Origin of the sequence: Streptomyces sp. NPDC028722, assembly GCF_040637655.1 — a bacterium.
In the GTDB taxonomy this organism is placed as follows: domain Bacteria; phylum Actinomycetota; class Actinomycetes; order Streptomycetales; family Streptomycetaceae; genus Streptomyces.
Genome location: NZ_JBEZWU010000053.1, coordinates 1 through 18773 on the forward strand (window position 1 = coordinate 1; position 18773 = coordinate 18773).

Genomic DNA, 18773 nt, shown 5'->3' on the forward strand with positions numbered 1-18773 from the left:
GTTCCCAGCCATCGGGAGCGGGACGCCCAAGCGCCGAAGCGGCTGGTGTAGGTCAGCGCCTTGTAAGCGCGGTACCCGCGGTAGGCCCATACGGCGGCGCCTCGGCGTAGCGTGCCTGGAGCCAGGCCAGGGCGTCCTCTGGGCGGGACCAGGTGGCGGCCACCTGGCTGGAGCGCATCAGCCAGTGGCCGGTCATCATCGGAGGCAGCTTCTCCTCCAGGAAGGTCCGTGTCTGCGGGTCTCCCGAGCTCTCGCCCGGCCGCCGCCGGCCCGACGGCGTGGTGCTCCTGGCCGACGGCTCCAGCGCGTTCGTGGCGCGATCCGCGACAACAAGGTGGCGAACGGCCCGGTGCTGCGCTTCACCGGCGCGGAGCTGCGCACCGCGTTCACCAAGGCCGGCGAGATCGTCGGCGCGTACGCGACCGCACCGGCACTGTCAGTGCCGACTCCTACAGTCTGAGGCCGACGAGCCTCAGCGTTCCAGGGCGGGCCCCCGCGCGCTGCGGGCGGGGGGCCGCCTTTCGACCTTGGAAGGGGTCACAGGGTGTAGGCGCGGGCCAGGAGCGCGAGGCGGTCACGGGCACATCGACGCCGTCGCAACGCCAGCAGTCGCCGGTGAACCACTTCACGGTCACGGCGCGCCGCAGACGATGGCCGCGCCGAGCAGCGCGCCGAGCACGGCGACTATCAGCACGTACACCAGTTGGGCCCTGCTGCTGGCATAGAGCGGAACCGTGCTGACCGGCTGCTTCTCCTGACGCTGGTCAGGCTCCAGGTCCGCCCACACGCGCTTGCCCCAGCCCAGCGGGTCCGTTCCCCACCGGCACGCGAGAGCGGCGACCAGAGCCAGGCCACGGCCGCCCTCCGCCTCGTCGTCCCAGGGCCGCAGAATCGGCTCAGCGGTGCTCTTGTCGATGACGGCTACACGCACGCCACTGTCGGGGCGGCGTTGCAGCGTCACTCGGAACGAGCCGTGCCGGGTGTGTTCGACAGCGTTGGCACTCAGCTCGGACACGACCAGCTCGGCCGCGTCGGCCAGGTGCGGCAGCCGCCAGTCCGCCAAGGTGTGGCGCACCAGGCGACGGGCGAGGGGCACCGATTCCGATTCACGCGGCAGCACGGTGGTGACGACCAGTGAGCCGTCCTCCGCCACCAGCCGGTTGCCGCCACTGGGATGGCTACGCCTGAGCATCGCTTCACCCACCTAGGTGCCTTTCGCCGCCGGCGAGCCGGTAGCGACCGGTATGGACGAGTTGCGAGACGGCGTCAGCCGGGGCGAGGTCACCAGGGCTGTCCATCTCCACGCACCAGGCGATACGCCCCATGAGGCTGGTGGCGTCCGCGGCTGGCACGCCCAGGTAGTGGCCGGCGCCCATGAAACCGGCGTCGTTGCCCGCTCGCTTCCATTCCGTCCGGCGGCCCGTGCTGGACCCCACCAGGGCGTAGTAGCGGAGCGTCTCGCGGTCTACGAACACAGGGCCGAGCAGGGCCCCGGCCAAGAAATTGTTGACGGTGGAGGGCTCGTCGCTTCCGGCGGCGGCGTGGACGACAGTCGCGCTGATCTGCACGGCGCTGAGTACGCCGCCGCAGCGAAGCAGAGCGAAACCGTCCGTGCGCCATTCCAGGCGGGCCCGGGCTGTGTCGTCGGCCGCCGAGAGCAACCAGTGCTCCACGGCCAGACGGCGCTCCGCGCCGCTGACGATCTCAGTTGCTGTCACCGTGACCGACGGCGCGCTACGAGCTGCTCCCGTCGGGTGGTGAGTGTGCAGAACGGAGCCCATGCTTCGCGGCCTCCCAATAGGCTCGATTCAGGGACACCACGACCGTAGGAAGTTCTAGGGGTGTCCTGAAGTGACCGCGAGTACGGGTGGTTCGACGACGAACCGCCGGGATTGGACCCCCATGCGGGCGAGCACTCGACAAACCCTGACCGCTAGTACAGGAAGGGGTCAGCGGCCCCGTACGGGCCTCCTCAGCGGGTACGTCCTGCGGGTGATTCGCGAACAGCAGGGTTACACCCAGGACGAGACCGCCGAGCATCTGAAAGTGTCTCCGGACACCATCGCGGGGTGGGAGACGGGACGGCGCCCGCTGACCGCCATACCGGTCAGCCAGATGTTCGCCTTACGCCACCGGCTGATGCAGATGGGCGCCTCCCCCACTGTGCTCCAAGCGTTGGAGCGCGCCGTGGAGGCGGACGTCCTTCTCGCCAGCGCCCTGGACGAGGAGACGCCCGTAGTGGAGAGCCCCCTGGGAGTCATGGTCATGCAGCGGGAGCTCGCAGAGCTGCTGGTATGGCCGCTCAACGGCGTGGCGCCGAGCCCGGTGCGCGCGCTTCCTGCCCCACCCCGCCCCCGTCGCGGACCCGCTCCGTCCGGCCCGGAGTTGACCACCGCCGAGCGCCGCACCTTCTTCGCCAACATGCGCCGTACGGCCGAGCAGGCGCGCGGCCCGGGTCAGTTCCTGCTGCGCCGCCAGGCTCTCTACCTGTCCGGCTACGACAAGGGCGCCGAGACCAGCGGCTGGCTCGCTCAACAGCAGCGCGCGGAAAGGCCAGACGACTGGTTAACCGCCTGGCTCAACAACCGCTCCATGGCCGCCGTCGCGGCCCGCCAGGGCGACCGGGACCGCATGACCTACTTCATCGACACCGCCCTGCAAGACGATGACGCGGGCGAGGCCGCCAATCTCGCGTACTGGGCGTACTGGATCGGCGAGACCAGCACCCCGCAGTTCTCGGACGACTTCATCACGGACGGCTCCCTGAGCCACTGGCACGGTGACCGGCTCCTCGCCCACCTGGTGGAGGGCATCGCCCCCAAGCACGGGTACGTGGACCTCAACATCCACAGCGTGTGGTCCCTGCTCCAGGTACGCCCCAACCTGCTGCGATCCGGAGCAGCCGCCCATGCCCTACGCGAACGCCTCCCGATCATGTTGGATAGCCGGGAGCTGTCGGCGCGCGGTCGCCGGGAGCTGGAGAGCATCCGGTACGCGATCCGCCTCGCCGAGGCGTGAGAGGAGCCCGACGGTGTCAGATGACCAAGAGCTGACGGCGGTAGCGCGCTTCCTGTTCGAGGCAGGAACGCTCAAGAACACCAGACGGTCCGGATGGTGGATGGCTGGCATCAAGGACCCGGAAAGCGTGGCAGACCACTCCTGGCGCACCGCACTCATCGCGTCGATCATCGCCCAGCTTGAAGGCGCCGACCCGGCCCGCGCCGCCTTCCTCGCCGTGTGGCACGACTCCCAGGAAACCCGCACCGGCGACGTGAACCACCTGGGCAAGAAGTACACCCAGGGCGAGGCCGACCCGCGCTCCATCACCGACGACCAGGTCGCCGGGATGCCCGAGGGCCTGGCCGACGCTATCCGCTCCCTGGTCGGGGAGTACGAGGCGAAGGAGAGCGCGGAGGCCCGCTGCGCACGGGACGCGGACAAGCTGGAATGCATGATCCAGGGCATCGAATACCGTGATCAGGGATACGCCCACGCCCAACGATGGATCGACAACAGCAGGGGCCGGATCACCACCAAGAGCGGCAAGGCCCTGGCGGACGCCGTGCTGGAGACGGGATCGCTGGACTGGCTCCGCGCGGCTCTCGGCGAGACGAAGCAGTAACAGTGATCAGCTTTCATGCGGTGTCGGACCCCGCCCGTACCTTGGTCCTATGCGCCACTCCCCGCGACTCTCGGGCATTGCGTGCTGCCCTGCTCGGGGCCACCTCAACGACGCCATCCGAGACCTGATGCGCCAGCCTGCCACCCACGAGCGCAGCCGCCAGTGGGCGGAGCTGCTGAAGCAGTGGGCAGACGCCTGCCCCCGGAAGTGCACCTGCTGGACGACCGCCGCCTGAACATGGGTGCGCCCCGTCCCGGTTTCCATCCCGGGGCGGGGCGCTTCACATGCGTCCGAGCGTATCGGCACCTTGGACACGACCACTGTACGACCGGGCACTGACAACACCTGGGGCCGGGGACGCCGTTACCCCGGCGGCGCCTGTTCGCCTGGGTCCTCGACGTCGACGGTGAGCAGGTCCACCGTGGTGAGCAGCCGGTAGGCGGCGGACCGCAGCACGTCCTGTGGGCTGCCTTCCTCGATGACCCCCTCCCCGCCCTCGGGCTCCGTCTCGGCCAGGGCCTCCCGGAGCCTGCCGGGCTTCGGTCGGGTCGAGTCGTGCTCGATGCCATGGACGCGATAATCACGTCCCAGCCCCCAGTGCCGCCGCCGGCGAAGCGCAGGCGGCTGCGTCAGGCTCCCTGGACGAGGTGGCCGCCGCACTGAATGTGCGGCGGGCGACCGTCGATGGGCTGGGAGTCGGGCAAGACCGAGCCTCGGCCGCCGGAGCAGGAGGCGTACGCGCGTCTGCTGGAGCAGCTCACCAAGCTCTACCCGGCTTCCGGGGGCAACGGTGTCCCGGAGGAGGACACCACAGTGCCGCAGCCCACTATGGTGTCCGCAGCCCAGGCAGCGGCAGCGGCGCTCGACGCCCGTGTGAGCCCGCCGACGGCGCCGGAGGGCAGGGCCTCGGACGCCGAGGCAGATGCGGAGGTGTCCCCCTCCTCTCCCCCGGCGGCCGTTCGGGCACCGGCCGCCGTGTCCCGTCCGCGTGCTGAGCAGGCCCCGCATCGGCCGGGAGGACCCGTCGTGCGCCCAGAAATCCGCCGTGTCCTGCGGAACACCCCCGCGTCGGCGGCGAGGACCACCCGTGGGGCGAGTTCTACGAGATCAAGCGCGGAACACCCCCGCGTCGGCGGGCAGGACTGGTTCCAGCAGTCACCGTAGAGTCAGTGCCGCGGAACACCCCCGCGTCCGCGGGGGTGTTCCGCGGCGCCCGTCGTACATGCGGGCCCTGCGGCTGTCCTCCCCGCCGGCGCGGGGAGCACCAACGCCGACATCCAGGCATCGGAGCGCACCGCGGACCATCCCCGCGGGCGCGGGGAGCACACCGTCGTCCCGATGGAGTCGGCGCGGGTCCCGGGACCATCCCCGCGGGCGCGGGGAGCACTCTTCGTAAACTGCAGCTTTGTCACGGGGACAGGCCGTTGTGGGCCAGTTCCACGGTTCCCGGCAAACGTCGCATAAGCATGAATACGGTCATTCTTCCTGCCATATCGCCGTTGTTTGGAGACCGGCCCCCACCGCCCCTTTCAGACATCAGGCGGCATGGAACTCGCGAGCGTGGTTCCACCCGCTGCGGCTCGTCCAGCAATCTAGCCGCACCCCAGCGCCCCGAGGGCCAAAAAAGCCGCCTTAGACAGATGCGGTCCGCGCTCAGCTCCAGACGCGGGCAGCGGTAGGCCAGTGACCGGCGCCATGAGCGAGGTGAACCACGAAATGGCATTTCCGGGGGGTTCACCTCGCTCATGGCCGAACAACCGCGTTCCCGCCCGTGATCACTCTGCTCGGACGGATGCGCCGTAGCTGTCGGTCCGGCGCAGCGCCGCGGCTTCCTGGGGCGGTGCGGGCCATACCTGGATGAGGTACCACTCGGTGACGTCGTCCGGGGCGAGGTCGATGGCGGTGTCCCGGCCGCGCGCGTGGATGCGCAGCCGGTAGTCGCCGGGGCCGTCGTGTTTACCGACCATGGACGTGACCGGGTCGGCTCTGAGCTGGGGTGTTGTGTTGCCCATCCACACGTGACGTGGTGGGCTGCCAGCGAGGGCCGATTCGAGATCTTCAGCGTGGCCTCCTGGTGAGGTCGGCCCGGGGCGCGGTACCGGTCTTTCGACCGGCCCGTTTCCCCCCGGAGCCGCTTGCCGAACCGGGCATGCGACTTGGCACCAGTGAAGGGTGAGGAGTAGAGGCGTGGGACGGGCCGCCCGCATCAAGGGTGAGCCGGGGGCGGGCCGCGGGCGGGGATGGGAGGTTGCGCCAGGACCTGGGGGCCATCCCGATCGGCAAACACCCCGATTATGGGCAGAGATGAGCCAGCGTCTGGTTGGCCACGGGATAGAAGCTCTCGGGGACCTTCTGGCCAATCCAGGTCGTTCTGTCGGCGGCCGGACGGCGCTGGAGACGGCATTCGAGATCGGCGACGTCACGCACGAGCGGGAGCCGCTGCTGGAGGAGTTCCGCCAGCTCCTGAAGGCCGCGAAACGGTAGGCCGGTTTCCTCAAGAGTGGCCGAAGAACCCCACCAGGACCGCGAGGAAGAATGATCCCGAAGATCCACGCTCTCAAGGCTGTAGCGCAGGACCTGACCCCGGAGTCGGTGCACGGGTCTGTTCCGTCGCCTCTGCGCGTTCCGGATTTCCTTCTCCACGGCCCGTGCGATCTGGCGCTCGTGCATCGGCTTCCTCTCCGTGCGCTACCCGGTCGGTCTGCTCGCGGTGCTGGCCGCCAAGCAGCTCGGCGCCGAGCGCTCCCCGCCCGTCAACTGCCCTGCACGCGCGCGGCCTCAGCCGGTTCGGGATGGGCGGCGAGCCACTGCTGGAGTTCCCGGTGACGGAACTGGTAGGCAGGTCCGGACAGCCGCAGCAGGCCGGCTTCCAGCGCCCAGTCGAGAAAGGGACCGAGCCGCAGCGGTAGCAGCCTGTCGTACCGGGCGAGGCATACGAAGACCAGGTACCGTCGCACCGCGCCGCCGCTCAGCAGCCCGCCCGCGCCGAGGCCGTAGGCGAGTGTGAAGCCGATCCCGACCCGGAAGCCCATCATGACGGTGAACGCTCCGCCGAGCGCGCCACCATGCGCCACGGCCTGCAGCAGGCGGTAGCCGACGTCCCCCGGAATGAGCCGGCGCGGACGCGCGGCGGGCGACGGCACCGACATGAGGGGCAGCGAGAGCAGGCTGAGCAACACCGTGTTTGCCGTGAGGACGACCGCGATGCCGATGCCCGGCAGCAGCGCGTGATCCCACGCCAGAGCGATCCCTCCACCCATGCCTCCCACCACGCCGAGCACGATGCTCCACAACCGCAGTCGCCGCTCGTACGGTGCGGCATGGCGGTTCCAGCCGAGCCGGACCAGCCGTCCCGGCTCGTAGACGGTGCAGATGTACATGCTGAACGCCAGGCTGATCAGCATCACGATCTGCACGAGTCCCGCGTCGGACCACCTCGGCGGGGCTCCGACCAGCGCCAGCAGCGCCCATGGCACGGTGAGCATGGGCACCTTCCCGTCCCAGGTCCGCACCCGCACCCAGCCTGCCATCGGCCACAGCCGGTACGGGTCGATGTCGACACCGCTCGACTCGGGCCTGTCCTTCTTCAGCGGCGGTCGCTGCCACGGCGCCGGATGTTCCAGATACGCGGCGATGTGGTGCAGCCAGCGGTGCACCTGGCCCACTGGGTAGCGAGAGTCGTCCCGCTGCCGGACCACGGCAGGCAGGTAGCGGGCCAGCAGATAGGAGTCGAGCTCCGCAGGGCTTCGCGGGCGCAGCAGTTCGGCCGGATCGCCCTCCACGAAGAACACCGTCGCCGCCAGGCACAGGCGCCACGGCGTGAACAGGGCCGTTGCGAGCGTGCCCCGCGGGGTCTCCGCCAACTCCTTGAGGACGGGCTGCCAGCGAGTCGGGTCCTTGGCGCGACGGCACAGGTAGGCGATGGCGTCGGCGGTCTCTACCGGGTCGATCTCGATGCCCGCGGAGTCGAGCAGCTGACGCCGCCCCGGACCGTCCGGCTCGCGCAACGCCCGGAAGTGCTCCGTGCGGCAGGTCAGGATGACGGCGGCGAACTCGGGACCGTTTTGGTAGGCGTTGAGAGCGTCGATGACGGCGACCGCCCTCGGCGCTCTCGGGTCGGCCGTGCCGTCCGGCCGCAGCGGGTCCATCTCGTCCAGACCGTCGATGACCGGCACGATCAGCCGGCGGTCGACCAACCGCTGGGCAACGGCCCCCGGAATCTCGAAGACGGTGGTCAGATGCTCCGCCAGATGCCGGTCCAGCGGGACGGCAGTGTCCCAGGCCGCCGCCGACAGACGCACCGGTACGCTCTGCCCCCTGGCCTCATGCCGGGTGAGGGCGGTGATCAGTTCAAGGGCGAGCACGGTCTTGCCCGCGCCCGGCGCACCAGTGATTACCAGTCGGCCAGGAGTGAGATCGCGGTAGTAGGCGGCAATGTCGCGGACGCCCTCGCCGTTGCTGGTGAGCCGACCGCGTGCCTCGGCCCCTCTGGCCCCGCGGCCGGGCTCCGGGCGCAGGGTGTAGGAGATGTCGACGCACACCACGTCCTTCAAAAGGCGGGTGCGTTCGGCGCCCTCGTTTAGATGGACGGCCGTACGAATGTGTTCCAGCGGTCCGCTGAGCGGGTCCTCCGGCATGACGTACTGGTTCACCCGCCCGATGTACTGGGCGGCGACGGACCCGTTCTGTGCGCTGATCGAGACGCCACCCGCCCGGGGGGCGCCTGCGGAGACGGTCAGCGCCCGTCCGTCTCCGGCCTCGGAGGGTTTCCCAGCGTCACCGGCCCCGTGATCACTCCGGCGGCGAGAGAGCCGCCGTCAGCGTGAAACTCTACGTTCCCGAAGACCTGGAAGGCGGGCTCACCGGCCGCCCGACGCGCCTTGTCGACCTCGGCCAGCGACTCCCGCAGCCGTTCCGCGAACGCGGGATCGCGCTCGACCGCCTCCGCCACCGCGAGCTCGGCCCGCCGGACGGTCCAGGTGTCCGGCGGCTGCCCCCCGGACTCGATCTCCGCCTGCAGCCGCCGCAGTGCCGGATCCTCCCCCAGCCGAGCCGTGACCAGGTCGTGCACCCGGGCCATCCCCGCGTCCAGGACCCGGTCGACCTCGGCATCGGCCTGGCCTCCCACTCTGCGCAGCTTGCGAAGCCCCCACGCGATCACACACCCGATCGCTACTTCCGGACCGAACATGGTCCCCCCTACGAGATTGCCCCGACGGCTTCCGCATTCAACACGTCCGGCGCCCCGGCCGAACGTCCTTCGCCGAAAGAGCTCCACGCCCCGCCACCGCACGGCATCATGACCCGCCAACGCACACCCCCTGCGCGCCCTGAGGCCCTGCCCGGCACGGCTTCGAGCTCACCGATGCGTGGCGGGTGCCCGGGAATTCCCAGGCACCCGCCACGCTGAAGCCTTTCTGTTTCTACTGCGCGCCCCAAGACCTGCACTGCCCAGTCGAGTCCGAGGCTGGCGAGCCACCGGGACCCGGTGCAGTGTGCTGGTTAACGAGTTGGTGCGTGATAGCGGGTGAGGCGTGTTTGGCCTGTTCATGGCCGTTTCCAGACCTCTGGGCACCCCTTCGGTGTGGCCTCACTGTCCTCCCTGGGAGCCTGTTTGCGCAGGTCACCCCGAGGGAGGCAATCAAGGGAGCCGGCGGGCTGGCCCGGGTCAGCGGGCCGGTGTGACGGTGACGGGAACGTTCGGGCAGCGGCTGAGCACGTCCGTGAGGGCGGCCCGTTCGGCGGTGTCGATGCTCAGGCCCCAGCGCATCTTGTCGGCCACCCAGTCGGTGACGTACTGGCAGCGGTAGCCGGTGGTCGGCGGCAGCCACGTGCTGGGGTCCTGGTCGGCCTTGGAACGGTTCGAGGCCGCCGACACCGCGATCAGTGCGCGGTCGTCACCGAGGTCGTTGGCGTACGCCTCGCGTTCCTTCGCCGTCCAGGCAAAGGCGCCGGAGTCCCAGGCCTCGGCGAGCGGGACCAAATGGTCGATGTCCACACCGCCGCGGCCCTGGATGTAGCGGTCGTCGTAGGGCGAGTACCACTCACCCCCGCTCAGGGCGCAGCGCGGGCCCTGGGTCGGGGCGATGACGGCTTCGGCCTTGAGCACTTCGGCGCGGGTGTTGCAGCCGTCTTTGTCGGCGTCGACCCAGTGCCGGAACTTGGTGCGCTCGTAGCCGGTGCGGTCCTCGGTGTGGAGGGGCAGCTGGGCGAGGACGTCCCGGACGGGCAGGGTGACACGGTCGGCGGGTGCGGCGGCAGCCGGGGCGGCGTGCGCGGCCGTGGAGAGGAGGAGAGCGGCGAGCACGGCGGCGGAGCGGGCGAAGCGCACGAGCGGGAGTCCTCTCGAAGAACACGGAAAGGCCGTGATCTTCGTAGCGGCTCCCACAGGAGACCCGCCCGGGAACAGGCAGCGGTTCCACCCGATCGGAGGGTAAGTCGGATCGTCGGCACACACCTCGGGCCGCTTTAGGATCCGTGTCCGTGACTGAGGTCCCGATGAACTGCCCGCTCGATGTTCTCTTCGCACCCTCTTCTCGCACGCCGAAACCAGACGTCCGGGCAGCCATCGACACGCTGGCCAGGCGCAACCCGGACCGAGACGCCGGAGCGTTCATCGACCTGGGCGGGACCGATCTCCGTGGCCTCTTCTTTTTCGGTAAAGCCGCCATCAAGCTCCCTGGGGTGGGTTTGAGCAAGGCGGACTTGCGCCACGCCTCTCTGACAGGAGCGGACCTTCGGGCTGCGAACCTGGACAGCGCGCACCTGGACAGGGCTTTGCTGGACAAGGCCGACCTCCGGGGCGCGTTCCTTTTCAGGACGAGCTTCGCCCGCGCGTACCTCATAGGCGCGAACCTTCGGGGCGTGGAATCTACATGCGGGCGAGGGGCGTAACCAAGCGAGAAGGGTGCGTAGACCTGCATGATTCCTCGCTAGCCGGCGCGGAGCGACGTGAACCTTCAAGGAGCGTCCTTGCGGGGTGCAGACCTTCGTGGAGCGGACCTTACTCGCGCGAATCTGACCGACGCGGACTTCAGTGGCGCCAAGCTAGCTGGAGTGAAGCTTGAGGGTGCAAAGCGGACTGACGCCATCGGGCTGCCGCGTGGAAGGTAGGGGCGTCCACGGGAAGCCGGCGGCGCGGCGGCCCGCCTCCCGGACCGCGGTCAGGCGTCGTCGGTGCGCGGCGGTCGCGCGGTCCGCTCGGCGACGTTGGCGATCTGCTGAGGGAACGGAGCGGCCCGCGGGTTGGTCACCGCCTCGCGACGCAGCGCTGCGAGCCCTGTCCGCTGGATTGGCGGCCGCGCTGAAGTGGGACGCTACCGTGCCCAGCTCGCCGTGTACGCGGGCGGGCGGGTGCTGCTGTGCTCACGGCGCGGCACGGACATGACGGCCTCGGTCCCCGAAATCCGGGCGGCGGCCCTGGCGCAGCTGCCGGAGAACACTCGGCTGGATGGCGAGCTGGTGGTGTGGGAGCGGGACCGGCTGGCGTTCGAGCGACTGCAGCAGCGGCTTGCCCGGCGCGGGGCGACTGCCGCTCAGGCGGCGCGGGAGTGGCCGGCGCACTTCGTGGCCTTCGACCTGCTCCACCGGGGCGACGACCTGACTGGCTGGCCGTACGCCCGGCGCCGTGCGGCGTTGGAGGCCCTGTTTGCGGAGCGCGGCCTGACGATGCCGTGGGTGCTGTGCCCATCGACGACCGACCCGACCCCGGCGCAGGAGTGGCTGTCGTGGACGGCGGCCGGGGTGGAGGGACTGTGCTTCAAGCGGCTGGAGGAGTCCTATCGCGGAGGTGTGCAATCGTGGCGGAAGTACAGGTGCGGGTCACCACTGAAGCCGTGATCGGCGCCATCACCAGCTCCCGCGCCGCTCCCCGCACGCTGCTGCTGGGCCGCTACGAGGCCGCAGGCCGCCTGTACGTCGGGCGCAGCACACGCTGTCTCAGGCCGCCGGCCGCGTCTTGCAGATCAGCTGGCCCCACCGGCGGGCACTCATCCATGGACCGGGTGGACATTGAGTGCCGGGTGGCGGACACAGCGCACACTTGATGCCGTCCTGGTTCAGCCCGATGTCGTGATGGAGGTCGCTGTCAATATCGCCCGCGACCCCGGCGGTCGCCGCTCAGGACGTGCCGCGGCTGTGGTGCAGGGCCGTGGGCGCACCGGCGGACTGGCTGCCCTCATCACCGAGGCTGATGGTGTCGGCAGCGGTCAGCTGGGCCACGTAGAGGTGGCCGCTCTCGCACTGCAGCGAGGTGTCCGAGCGGTTGGTCGCGTGGCTGGTGGCCGCGACGAACGTGGCTGTCGTGCCGCGCACCGACCGTAGTTCCAGGGCTTCCGTACAGCCGACCTCGCGGCCGGTGCCGACCTCCTTGATGTTGCTGATCTGTTTGCCGGCCAATTCACCCACCTCGGCGGTGTGCAGGGTGAGGGCCACGGTGAATGACTCGGTGCGCGGGTGCTGTTGGCCGTCCGCGTCAGGGTTGCCCGGCCCCGTGCCGGTCCAGACGCCCGCCCATGCGGCGGAGAGGGCGGGCGCGGAGGACGACGGGGTCGGGGAGGCCGTGGAGCCTTCACCGGCCGCCTCCCTGCCGAACGGGTTCCACAGCAGGCCGCCGGTCACTAGGGCGGCCACCGCGAGAACGGAACCGGCGACGGTCCAGCGGACGCGGCGGCGCGCGCCCCCCTCCCTGTGGAGGACGCAGGCGCCCTGCGGCCCAAACCCGGCCGGCCCGCCGGTGCCGGGTGCGACAGGGCCGTGGGGCTGGGCAGTGTCAGGGGTGAACAGGCCGTACGGCGTGGGGGTGTCCGGGGCTGGCCGGCCGTACGGGGCCGGGGTGTCGGGGGGCGGCGCGTACGGCGTGGCGGGGGTCGCGTGGTCGAGGGACGGGGTCAGGGACACCGCCCCGGCGGTCGCCGGCACGGGCGGTCTCCCGCCGGCGGACCTCAGCGCGTCCGACGGCGCCTGCCCCTGGCCGTGCTGCGGTACCGCGCATCGGTGTGCGGCCTCCTCCTCGCGAGCCGCGAGGTCGGCGCCGAGTCCGGGCGGGAGCGCGCCCTTCCACGCGTCGGCCACCGAAGCGGGGCCGCCCTCGTGAGCGGCCGTCCGCGGGTCGTCCGCGGCGCGCCCGCGGCGCAGCCGGGCCGCCAACTCGGCGCTGTCCGGCCGGTCCTCGGGCCGCTTCGCCAGGCAGTCGCGGATCATCGGGGCCAGTTCGGCCGGTATGCCGTCCAGGCGGGGCGGCTCGTGGACGATGCGGTAGAGCAGGGAGGCGGCCGAGGGCTGCTCACCGGGATACTCGAAGGGACCGGTGCCGGTCGCGGCGAACACCAGGACCGCGCCCAGGGAGAAGATGTCGCCCGCCTCGGTGACGGCTCCCCCGGCGGCCTGTTCGGGAGCGAGGTAGCCGGGCGAGCCGATGACACCGCCGGTGCTGGTGTGGCGGGAGTCGTCGGCGGCCCGGGCGATGCCGAAGTCGATGAGCATGGGCCGGTCGCGGCCGAGCAGGACGTTGGAGGGTTTGACGTCCCGGTGGGTGAGCCCGCAGGCGTGCACGGCGGCCAGCGCCGCGGCGAGTTCGGCGGCCAGAGTTCGCAGGGCGGCGGGCGGCAGCGGTCCGTGCCCGGCGACCCAGTCGCAGAGGGCAGGCGCTGCGACGTACTCGGTGGCCAGCCACAGCGGGCGGTGGCCGGGCGGGCTGAAGTCCACCACCGAAACGGTCCACGGGGAGCGGACGCGGTCGCTGGTGCGGATCTCCCGGGCGAAGCGCCGCTCGAAGTCCGGGGCGGCGGTGAGGTCAGGCCGGACCGTCTTCAGCGCCAGGGGGCGACCGGTCGGCGTTCGCGACAGGTAGACCTGCCCCATACCGCCCGCGCCGAGCCGCGCCAGCAGCGGATAGCCGCCGATCGTGGCCGGATCCGTGCTCTCCAACGACTTCACGTACGCCTCCCCCTGGTCACCTCACCCCGTGACGGAAGCAGGATAGTGGGCGGCCCCGGCCGGGGTATGTGCGCGGACTTCGCCATCGTCAACGGCAACTGGGCGATCCCACCGTCGACGAACGCGACCAGCGGGCGTGTCCCGATAGGGGCCTTGCCGCACAAGGCACCATCACAGTTCTGACCGCCCACGGGCCCGGCGTGCCATCAGCCGCATGCCGATCAAGGTCGTCGCGCTCGGTCCGCGCCTCCTCCAGCTGCTTGGCCAACTGCTTTTCCAGCTCGTCCCATTCCGTGCGCCGCGCTGCGATCCGTTCCGCGATCTCGGACTCCACCAAGGAACCGGATCGTAGGCGGCAACGGGTCGTCGCCGCGAAGGAACCGGCAAAGCGTCCCGGGCCGCCCCGTCAGACGATCAAGACCGCAGACTCCGTCCTCGACCAGCATGAGTACTCCGATCGAGCGTCATGCCAGCCCCTCCGACCAGCACGTTCGAAGACGGCGAACGCCCATCACTGGCCAACGACCCCAGCGGACGCCGTCTGAGCAGCGCTGCTCAGACGAAGAATGCGTTCATGCCGGGGACGTCGGACAGGTAGGTCTCGATGCTCGCGATCTTGTCATCGCGAAGGCGGCAGACGGTGGAGAGGTGCTCATCCAGCCGGACCTCGCCCCGGTGGGCGGTGTTGTGCAGGGACAGGGCCATGTTCTCGGGGCTGACCAGGATGTGTAGCAGCTCGAAGTTGAGACCGTAGGAGGCGATCTTCTTCGCCCGCTCCACGACCGCCTCGGCGCCTTCTGCCGTACCGGAGACGGTGTTGTCACCGGGAAGCATCCAGGTGGCGTCGTCGGTGAGTAGGGTCCGGATGCCCTCCCAGTCGCGGGCGGTGAGATAGGCGTGGAACGTCTTGCCGAGCTGGTGCTGGACCTCGTACCGGGCCATCGGGTTCTCCTCAGGACGACTCTTAAAGCGGTGATCTTCGCTTTAGGTACTCTAGGTGGCCCGACCACTAAAGCGCAAACCAATGCTTTAGGATGAGGGATGCCCGTCAAAAGCAAAGACAGCCGACCCGGCGGCCGGAGCGCCCGTGTACGCGCCGCCGTCCACCGGGCGACCGTGGACCTGGTGCAGGAAGTCGGAACCGAGAAGGTGACCATCCCTGCGGTGGCGCGCCGCGCCGGCGTCAACCCCAGTTCCGTCTACCGCCGTTGGGGGACGACCTCCGCCCTCCTGGCGGACGTGGCCGCCCAACGCCAGGACGAGGGGGCGCCGGAGCTGCTCGGTGATCTGCGCAAGGACCTCGAACAGGCCGCCCTGTGGACGCTCACCGACCTGTCCCGGCCGGGAGGCGTGGCCTTCTTCCGCGCCGAAGTGGCACCGGACGTGGATGAGCGACGAGCCGGGTTGCGCGAGTGCCTGGAGCGGGTCAGCACCCGATTCCACGCCGCCTTGGATGCCGCGGCCCGCCGGGGCGAGGGGGCACCCCCACTGGAGCGGGTGCTGGATCACGTGGTCGCGCCCCTCTATTTCCGGGTGGTGTTCTCGATTCCGGAAACGAACGAGGACTACGCACGTGGCCTCGTCGCCGAGTTGTGCGACTCCGGGTATGTCGCCCCTTCAGCGCCGGACCCGGGCCCGGGCGCGAACGCGGCGCAGCCCACCCACGCGTAGGACCGAGCGTCCCGCTCACGCCTCACCGCCGTCACCTGGCGTGGAACGCCCGCCAACGACATCAGCTGCGCCTGGTGGTGGCGGGGCCGCCTTGCTGATGGACCCGGTGTTGCTCAGGGTTCGATGTGCTGTCGGGTCAGGTCGCCCGTCCCGCAGATCGCGAGCAAGCTCGTCATCACCTCGGGCAAGAACAAGGGCGAAAATTCCCTCGGCCGCCACCGTCTACCGCATCCTCGCCAAGGGGGTCGACACCGCAGACGGCCCACTACCTCGGCCTGTGCCCTTGCCCCCTTCGGTGACCAGCTCAAACCCAGCTGCCCGGCCACGAAGTCATAAAGAAATCCCGTGCCCCTCACGGGCGCCTCCGGCGGCACACCATCACCTCCGCCCCGCACCGGCACCGACCTCGACGCCCGGATCCAACTGCGGCCCGTCACCCCGCGGTCCCGTGTGCCGCGCTCGAGCGCGGAGGACCTCACCTCCCGTCACGCCCTCATCCATCGAACACAGACAGCCGGCCGGCGGTAAGCCCCTCCCCCAGACGCAGGAACAGGCCGGATTGCTCCGCCGTCGCAAGCGGGCCGACGCGGCGCGTGACCAACGCTGCTGGCCGCCGAGCTCGCAGCAGGCGGCGACGCGTGCCGGGACATCCGGTGCGCGTGATCCGGATGCCCCGGCGTCGGGGCGGCGTCAGCCGATTCCGGTGACCTGCAGGGCCGTGGTCCAGTTGTTCTTGATGGCGCTGCGGGCGGAGGACAGGGTGATGGTGCCGGCGCAGACGGCGTTCTTCAGCTTCGTCTCCACGCCGTCCTTGGAGTGCGCGGTCTGGGAGCCGGAGTAGGGCTCGGGCCACAGGTTGCCGGGGTCGCGGGGCGCGCCGCCGAGTTCGAGGGGGACGAGGTGATCTTCTTCGTAGTCGGCCATGTTGGTGTCGGAGTAGCCGTAGTCGATGATGCCCTGGGCCTTGAGCGGGTTGGTGTAGGACGTCGGGGGGCGGACGGTGGCGGTCCAGCCGGACACGCAGATGGTGCTGTTGATGGTCGACTGGGTGACGTCTGGGTTGTAGGCGCCGGGCGTGCACGAGGAATCCGGCAGCGGCAGGCGGGCGGTCGAGCAGGTCGACGCCTGGGCGGTGCCGGCCGAAGCGGCGATCAGACCGGCGGCCGCGATGGCCAGGGCGCTGGTGGTGGCGGTGAAGCGACGCATGTGGGGTTCTCCCGCAGAGTCGGCCCGGACAAGGGGGGCGCCGGGCGGCTGACGGCATGACACCACCACCCACGTCTATGCGAGTAGACCCGCAGCATGAACACGAAGTGACCTGCACAATCCTTGCCTTGACATGACCAACCCTTGCCGAAAGCCCGTGTTTCATCGCGGAGTTGGGTGTCGCCTTCCTCACCCGCCTTGCCCCTGACCGGGCCGAGGTGGCGAAGATCAGACACGCGGACACAGGTGACACGACCGTGGTCGGCTTCACCGGCACCGCCCGGCACTGAAGGCGCTCGTACGGCTGCCGACGGACGAGCCGCGCTGTCCAAGCGACTGACCACGGCCCTGTCCTCGGTCGTGGCCCCGCGCCTGGTCCCGCACGCCGGGCGGGCGTTCACGAAGGCCGGCGACTCCTACACGCCCGCCGGGGGCCGTGCCGTGGTGGAGGGCGTGGCGGGTACGCCTCGGCACGCGGTCGTCACCGTGATGCGGCTGCGCTGACCTCGGGAACGGCGCCGGCCGACGCTGCGGTCGGGCCAGTGGGCTGGCGCAGGTCCAGGTAGCAGCGCAGCCGTACGCCGGGCTCGCCCGCGTCTCGGGTGGTGTGCTCCGCTGTCGCCATTGCCCACCGGTCGGCGAGCAGCTGCTGGAAGGCCAAGGCGGTGGCGTCGTCGGCGGCCGCGACGTCGACGACGACCAGGCCCGACTCACTCACGTGCACCTCATTGATCGGGTTCATGCACGGCACTACGCCCGGGGACCCCGGGAGGGTTCCGCTGCTGCTGTGTCTTCACCCGACCGAGTGGCGGGCCGTCAGGGGCTGTCGCCGCCCCAGTCCCAGCGGGCCGGATCGCCGGGGCGCGGGTCGTACAGCGCCTGCCCGCCGGGGCCGAACTGCCCGAGCTCGGTGAGGAGGGAGACACCGTCGATCTCTTCCGGCCTCCAACCGGTGATGTCGAGCAGCAATCCGTCCAGCGGTCCGCCCACCAGTTCGGCGTAGCTCCGTCCCGGCTTCGGGCCCGGGTGGTCGTGGCCGGTTCCGTAGATCCGGCTGCGCAGCAGCTGCTCATCGCCGCTGTCCATACGGTTCAGCCTCGCAGCCGCCACCGACAACGAGGGCTGCCAGAAGCGGCTTGCCCGGGTCAGCTGCGCCTGGACGGAAAAGAACCGGAACCCGGCTCTGTCTGCCGCAGGTGCCGTGCGGGCCAGCCGCGTCCTCCCATCCAGCCGTTGATCACCTACGTGGTGCCCCTCAGCGAGAACGCACTGGGCACGTGGCGAGGCGGCCGGCCATCACGGGTGAAGCTCAGGTGCCGGGCCGCTGCATCTGTCGAGATGCCGACGTCGGCCTCCGTGCACGCAGAACGGGCCCCGGCAGGGGGCGGCCCACCCGCAGGCGCCGGTCACAAGGCCGGCGCCTTGCAACGCCAGATAAGGCGGTCAGTGGCGGCGTCCGCCGCGGTGGTCACCGCCGTGACGGCGGTCGTCGTCGCGGTGGTGGCCCCAGGAGAGGTCGCAAGGGCGTGTCCGCCCCGGTTGAGGCCGGCACGAAGCGGGTGATCGAGCGGACCCACTCCTGGATGAACGGCTTCGGTAAGTTGCGGCGCTACGCCGAGAAGCGCGGCCTTGTCGTGGACTTCTACGTCTACCTGGCCGCCGCAATCGTCACGCTGCGTATGCTCACCCGCCGTGCAACCTCGCTCTACCGCTGGGATGGCCGCCCCACCACCCGCAAGCTGAAGTAACGCCTAGGTTCTGTCTCGTTGGTCAGCGCCGTGTCCAGATGAGGATGGCGGCGAGGTGGAGTGCGGCCTGGTAGGCGATCGCGAGTTTGTCGGTTCGTGTGGCCAGACCGCGCCACTGTTTCAGGCGGTTGATACACCGCTCGACGGAGTTGCGCTGCTTGTAGGCATTCGCGTCGAAGCCGGGCGGCCGGCCGCCTTGGCGTCCTCGCCGCAGACGATGGCCGATCTGGTCCGACGGCTGCGGGATGATCGCGCGGATCTGCCGGCGGCGCAGGTGGCCGCGGATCGCGCGGGATGAGTAGGCGCGGTCGGCCAGGACCGCGGTGGGGCGGGTCCGGGGCCGGCCGGGGCCGGTTCTCGGCACCCGGATGCGGGCCATGACTGTCTCGAAGGCGGGCGCGTCACCGGCCTGGCCTGCGGTGACGGCCAGGGCCAGGGGGCGTGCATGGCCGTCTGCGGCCAGGTGGATCTAAGTGCTCAGCCCGCCACGGGAGTGTCCCAGCGCGTGGTCGGATGGTTCGTCGCGGTCCGCGGCCCCCTTTTGAGTGCTCCGGCGGCGTGCTGGTGGGCCCGGACCACGGTGGAGTCGA

20 protein-coding genes and 2 pseudogenes are annotated in these 18773 nt (G+C 70.4%); 10 read left to right on the plus strand and 12 right to left on the minus strand.

Going from position 1 to position 18773, the window contains the following annotated elements; genetic code table 11:
- Positions 1-631: 631 nt before the first annotated feature.
- Together AB0F03_RS36330 and AB0F03_RS36335 are read right to left on the minus strand one after the other, a co-directional pair.
- Positions 632-1192: an ATP-binding protein gene (locus tag AB0F03_RS36330; protein ID WP_362000373.1), complete on the minus strand. Its 561-nt coding sequence runs from the start codon at positions 1190-1192 to the stop codon at positions 632-634.
- A 4-nt stretch (positions 1193-1196) separates the two neighbouring features.
- Positions 1197-1718 (minus strand): hypothetical protein, encoded by a 522-nt coding sequence (locus tag AB0F03_RS36335; RefSeq protein ID WP_362000375.1) that lies wholly within the window; start codon positions 1716-1718, stop codon positions 1197-1199.
- 184 nt (positions 1719-1902) lie between these two features.
- Here AB0F03_RS36335 and AB0F03_RS36340 point away from each other — a divergent pair, with 184 nt between their 5' ends.
- Both AB0F03_RS36340 and AB0F03_RS36345 read left to right on the plus strand, forming a co-directional pair.
- Complete coding sequence (locus AB0F03_RS36340) at positions 1903-3018, plus strand: helix-turn-helix transcriptional regulator (RefSeq protein WP_362000378.1); 1116 nt, start codon at positions 1903-1905, stop codon at positions 3016-3018.
- 13 nt (positions 3019-3031) lie between these two features.
- Positions 3032-3622, plus strand: coding sequence for an HD domain-containing protein (locus AB0F03_RS36345; RefSeq protein ID WP_362000381.1), 591 nt, complete (start codon positions 3032-3034; stop codon positions 3620-3622).
- 1775 nt (positions 3623-5397) lie between these two features.
- On the opposite strand, the gene AB0F03_RS36350 is transcribed toward AB0F03_RS36345, so the two are convergent.
- Positions 5398-5634, minus strand: a complete 237-nt coding sequence (locus AB0F03_RS36350) for a hypothetical protein (RefSeq protein ID WP_362000384.1) — start codon at positions 5632-5634, stop codon at positions 5398-5400.
- A 292-nt stretch (positions 5635-5926) separates the two neighbouring features.
- On the opposite strand from AB0F03_RS36350, the gene AB0F03_RS36355 reads away from it, so the two are divergent.
- Positions 5927-6106, plus strand: coding sequence for a hypothetical protein (locus tag AB0F03_RS36355; protein ID WP_362000387.1), 180 nt, complete (start codon positions 5927-5929; stop codon positions 6104-6106).
- Between the two features lie 269 nt (positions 6107-6375).
- Here the strand turns inward: AB0F03_RS36355 and AB0F03_RS36360 are convergent, their stop codons facing one another.
- The 3 genes from AB0F03_RS36360 to AB0F03_RS36370 form a co-directional block, all read right to left on the minus strand.
- Positions 6376-8274, minus strand: coding sequence for an NACHT domain-containing protein (locus tag AB0F03_RS36360; protein WP_362000390.1), 1899 nt, complete (start codon positions 8272-8274; stop codon positions 6376-6378).
- 83 nt (positions 8275-8357) lie between these two features.
- Positions 8358-8750 (minus strand): hypothetical protein, encoded by a 393-nt coding sequence (locus tag AB0F03_RS36365; RefSeq protein ID WP_362000392.1) that lies wholly within the window; start codon positions 8748-8750, stop codon positions 8358-8360.
- Positions 8751-9290: 540 nt separating this feature from the next.
- The gene (locus AB0F03_RS36370; protein ID WP_362000395.1) at positions 9291-9953 is read right to left on the minus strand and encodes an HNH endonuclease family protein; all 663 of its coding nucleotides are present in this window, start codon (positions 9951-9953) and stop codon (positions 9291-9293) included.
- A gap of 152 nt (positions 9954-10105) precedes the next feature.
- On the opposite strand from AB0F03_RS36370, the gene AB0F03_RS36375 reads away from it, so the two are divergent.
- From AB0F03_RS36375 to AB0F03_RS36385, 3 genes are all read left to right on the plus strand, one after another.
- Positions 10106-10516, plus strand: coding sequence for a pentapeptide repeat-containing protein (locus tag AB0F03_RS36375; RefSeq protein ID WP_362000397.1), 411 nt, complete (start codon positions 10106-10108; stop codon positions 10514-10516).
- A gap of 57 nt (positions 10517-10573) precedes the next feature.
- On the plus strand, positions 10574-10735 hold the full coding sequence (locus tag AB0F03_RS36380) for a pentapeptide repeat-containing protein (RefSeq protein WP_362000400.1): 162 nt from the start codon (positions 10574-10576) through the stop codon (positions 10733-10735).
- A gap of 132 nt (positions 10736-10867) precedes the next feature.
- Positions 10868-11461, plus strand: a complete 594-nt coding sequence (locus AB0F03_RS36385; RefSeq protein WP_362000403.1) for a hypothetical protein — start codon at positions 10868-10870, stop codon at positions 11459-11461.
- Between the two features lie 279 nt (positions 11462-11740).
- On the opposite strand, the gene AB0F03_RS36390 is transcribed toward AB0F03_RS36385, so the two are convergent.
- Positions 11741-13558 (minus strand): serine/threonine-protein kinase, encoded by a 1818-nt coding sequence (locus AB0F03_RS36390; RefSeq protein ID WP_362000406.1) that lies wholly within the window; start codon positions 13556-13558, stop codon positions 11741-11743.
- A 214-nt stretch (positions 13559-13772) separates the two neighbouring features.
- Between AB0F03_RS36390 and AB0F03_RS36395 the strand changes: the two genes are divergently transcribed.
- Entirely contained in the window at positions 13773-13910 is a 138-nt protein-coding gene (locus AB0F03_RS36395; RefSeq protein ID WP_362000409.1) for a hypothetical protein, read from the plus strand.
- Between the two features lie 203 nt (positions 13911-14113).
- Here AB0F03_RS36395 and AB0F03_RS36400 read toward each other — a convergent pair whose 3' ends face one another.
- A complete protein-coding gene (locus AB0F03_RS36400; RefSeq protein ID WP_362000412.1) occupies positions 14114-14500 on the minus strand; it encodes a nuclear transport factor 2 family protein in 387 nt (128 codons plus the stop codon).
- 99 nt (positions 14501-14599) lie between these two features.
- Between AB0F03_RS36400 and AB0F03_RS36405 the strand changes: the two genes are divergently transcribed.
- Complete coding sequence (locus AB0F03_RS36405; RefSeq protein ID WP_362000414.1) at positions 14600-15229, plus strand: TetR/AcrR family transcriptional regulator; 630 nt, start codon at positions 14600-14602, stop codon at positions 15227-15229.
- A gap of 690 nt (positions 15230-15919) precedes the next feature.
- On the opposite strand, the gene AB0F03_RS36410 is transcribed toward AB0F03_RS36405, so the two are convergent.
- Positions 15920-16435 (minus strand): hypothetical protein, encoded by a 516-nt coding sequence (locus AB0F03_RS36410; protein ID WP_362000417.1) that lies wholly within the window; start codon positions 16433-16435, stop codon positions 15920-15922.
- Positions 16436-16681: 246 nt separating this feature from the next.
- On the opposite strand from AB0F03_RS36410, the gene AB0F03_RS36415 reads away from it, so the two are divergent.
- Positions 16682-16939: a hypothetical protein gene (locus tag AB0F03_RS36415; protein ID WP_362000419.1), complete on the plus strand. Its 258-nt coding sequence runs from the start codon at positions 16682-16684 to the stop codon at positions 16937-16939.
- Here AB0F03_RS36415 and AB0F03_RS36420 read toward each other — a convergent pair.
- Both AB0F03_RS36420 and AB0F03_RS36425 read right to left on the minus strand, forming a co-directional pair.
- The gene (locus AB0F03_RS36420; protein WP_362000422.1) at positions 16917-17177 is read right to left on the minus strand and encodes a DUF6207 family protein; all 261 of its coding nucleotides are present in this window, start codon (positions 17175-17177) and stop codon (positions 16917-16919) included. The genes AB0F03_RS36415 and AB0F03_RS36420 overlap by 23 nt on opposite strands.
- A gap of 74 nt (positions 17178-17251) precedes the next feature.
- Positions 17252-17521 carry a hypothetical protein gene (locus tag AB0F03_RS36425; RefSeq protein WP_362000425.1) on the minus strand — a complete coding sequence of 90 codons (270 nt, stop codon included), beginning with the start codon at positions 17519-17521 and terminating at the stop codon, positions 17252-17254.
- A gap of 431 nt (positions 17522-17952) precedes the next feature.
- On the opposite strand from AB0F03_RS36425, the pseudogene AB0F03_RS36430 reads away from it, so the two are divergent.
- Positions 17953-18183: pseudogene (locus tag AB0F03_RS36430) on the plus strand (IS5/IS1182 family transposase); the annotation flags it as partial.
- Between the two features lie 22 nt (positions 18184-18205).
- Here the strand turns inward: AB0F03_RS36430 and AB0F03_RS36435 are convergent.
- A pseudogene (locus AB0F03_RS36435) lies at positions 18206-18773 on the minus strand (IS5 family transposase); the annotation flags it as partial.